Origin of the sequence: Saccharomonospora halophila 8, assembly GCF_000383775.1 — a bacterium.
GTDB classification, from domain to species: Bacteria; Actinomycetota; Actinomycetes; order Mycobacteriales; family Pseudonocardiaceae; genus Saccharomonospora; species Saccharomonospora halophila.
Genome location: NZ_KB912579.1, coordinates 47,946 through 50,380, shown reverse-complemented (window position 1 = coordinate 50,380; position 2,435 = coordinate 47,946). Strand labels below are relative to the sequence as shown.

Sequence of the window (2,435 nt, the reverse complement as noted above, 5' to 3'; positions counted from 1 at the left end):
ACCGGGTGGCCGCGTTGGACCGGGCGGTGGACGTGCTCGCCCTGAACGCGGGCATCGGGGTCGGCGGCGCGTTCGCGGGCCCGGCCACCGACCGCGAGGACCAGCTCCGTGTGGTCGGGTGCGACGTCACCGGCACGGTCGACCTCGCCAAGCGTCTGGTGCCCGACATGGTGCGGCGGGGCAGCGGGCGTGTGCTGGTGTCCTCCTCCACCGTGGCGCGGCTGCCGGGGCCGTACCAGGCCACCTACAACGCCTCGAAGGCGTTCCTGTACTCGTTCTCCCTCGCGTTGCGCGCCGAGCTGCGCGGCTCCGGGGTCACGGTCACGGCGCTGCTGCCGGGGCTGACCGACACCGAGTTCTTCGACCGTGCGCACATGACCGACACCCGGATCGGCGCGACGACGATCAAGGACGACCCGGCCCGCGTGGCCCGGGAGGCGTTCGCCGCGCTGACCGCCGGCCGCGGCACCGTGGTGACCGGGCCGTTCTACAACCGGCTCCTGTTCGCGGCCGGACGGTGGCTGCCGGACCGGACACTGACATGGATCTTCAGCTTCTTCTCCGCCCCCGGCTCGGCCCGCACGGGGCGGTCGGTCCCGAAACAGCGGTCGTGGGAACAGGAGTCGTCGGAACCGGACGGCTCCGGCGAGCGGGTGACGTCCACCCACCCCGCCCGGAACCCGGGCACCCCGCACTGAGTCCCGGCCGTGCGGATCAGCGGGTCGCCACGGACAGGGCTCGGGCGATCTCGCGGCCCAGCGCGTGCGTGGCGGACGCCGGTGCGGGACCCACGCGGACGATCACCGACCCGCCGAACGGCTGATGCTCCACCACCTCGATGCGCTCACCGATCCCGATCGCGCGGTCGGCGAGGTAGCGCAGCAGTTCCGGGTCGGTGTCCCACACCCGCACGATCTCGCCGACCGTCCCGGTGGGCAGATCCTCCAGCAGCCGGGTGGAGACCTCCTCGATACTGCCGTCGACGGCGGGGATCGGGTCGCCGTGCGGGTCGCGTACCGGGTCACCGAGTTTGGCGGCGATGCGGGCCACGAGCAGGTCGGAGACGACGTGTTCGAGCCGGTCGGCCTCGGCGTGCACCTCGTCCCAGGTGTAGCCGAGTTCGGAGACCAGGTACGACTCGATGAGCCGGTGCCTGCGCAGGACCGACCGGGCGAGTCCCCGGCCGTCGGAGGTGAGTTCGATGCCCCGGTACGGCACGTGTTCCACGAGGCCCTGCTGGGCCAGCTTCGTCACCATGCCCGACGCCGAGGACGGGCTCACCTCCAGCCGGGAGGCCAGGGACGTGTTGGTGACGGCCTCACCGCGTTCCTCCAGGCCGTAGATCGCCCGCACGTAATCCTCGATCGAGGCCGACCGACGGTTCGAGCCATCCACCATGTCGTCCACGATACGTACCGCAGGGAACGGCGTTCTCACCCGCGCCAGCGGTACCGGACCCACCCGGGGACGGGGTGTGCGCCCAGCCCCGCGTAGAACGCGGCGGCCTTGTCGTTGCCCTCCTGCATGTCCCACTCGACCCGGCCGTCCGTGCGGTCCCGCAGCTCGTCGAGCAGTTGCCTGCCCAGGCCGAGCCGTCGGTGTTCCGGGCGGACGTAGAGGTCGTCCAGCCAGATCCCGGGCCGCGCCTCCCACGTCGAGAAGCTCCAGGAGCAGAACGCCATCCCGGCCACCCCGCCGCCGTCGTCGGTGGCCATCACCACCCACGCCTTCGGGTCCGCGCCGAACAGGTGCCGGGCCATCTCCGCGCGGTCGAGCCGCAGGTCGTCGTTGCCCTCGTAACGAGCGTGCTCCTCGATCAGGGAGCAGATCTCGTCGATGTCGTCGCGCACCGCGTCCCGTACCGGCATGGAACGGACCCTATCGATCGATCGGTCGGTTCGTCTAGGCTGCACGGCATGGAGTCCGAGACACCGACCGTCGAGGTGGACCCGGTCGCCGACCGGGTCGCCGTGGTGCGACTGAACCGGCCCGCACGGCTGAACGCGGTCACCCCGGAACTGGTGGACGACCTGATCGCCGCGCTGCGCGGAATCGCGACCGACGAGGGCGTCGGCGCCGTCGTGCTCACCGGCGCCGGACGCGCGTTCTGCTCGGGACACGACCTGCGACAACCGCCTCCGGAGCAGGAGCCCCGCGCGCGGCTGGAACGCCTGCAGGAGGTCACCCGCACGCTGCGCGCGCTTCCGCAACCGGTCGTGGCGTCGGTGCACGGTTACGCCGTCGGCGCGGGCGCCGAGTTCACCCTCGGGTGTGATCTGGTGCTCGCCGCCGACGACGCGGTGTTCGCCTTCCCCGAGGTCGGGCTCGGCCTGAGCGTCACCGGCGCCGCGTCCCGCCTGCTGCCGCTGCTGGTGGGGCCGCTGCGGGCGAAGGAACTCGTGCTGCGCGGGGAGCGCGTCGACGCCGCCACCGCC

Annotated in this window: 4 protein-coding genes; 2 read left to right on the top strand and 2 right to left on the bottom strand. The window is 72.4% G+C overall.

From position 1 onward, the window contains the following. On the top strand, positions 1-698 hold a 698-nt coding region (locus SACHA_RS0117800; RefSeq protein WP_019811969.1), incomplete at its 5' end, for an SDR family NAD(P)-dependent oxidoreductase. Between the two features lie 16 nt (positions 699-714). Here the strand turns inward: SACHA_RS0117800 and SACHA_RS0117795 are convergent. Beyond that, a complete protein-coding gene (locus SACHA_RS0117795) occupies positions 715-1,398 on the bottom strand; it encodes a metal-dependent transcriptional regulator (protein WP_028663317.1) in 684 nt (227 codons plus the stop codon). A gap of 35 nt (positions 1,399-1,433) precedes the next feature. Beyond that, on the bottom strand, positions 1,434-1,868 hold the full coding sequence (locus SACHA_RS0117790; protein ID WP_019811965.1) for a GNAT family N-acetyltransferase: 435 nt from the start codon (positions 1,866-1,868) through the stop codon (positions 1,434-1,436). A 48-nt stretch (positions 1,869-1,916) separates the two neighbouring features. Between SACHA_RS0117790 and SACHA_RS22905 the strand changes: the two genes are divergently transcribed. Beyond that, positions 1,917-2,435: enoyl-CoA hydratase/isomerase family protein (locus SACHA_RS22905; protein ID WP_019811963.1), on the top strand; the 519-nt coding region annotated here is incomplete at its 3' end.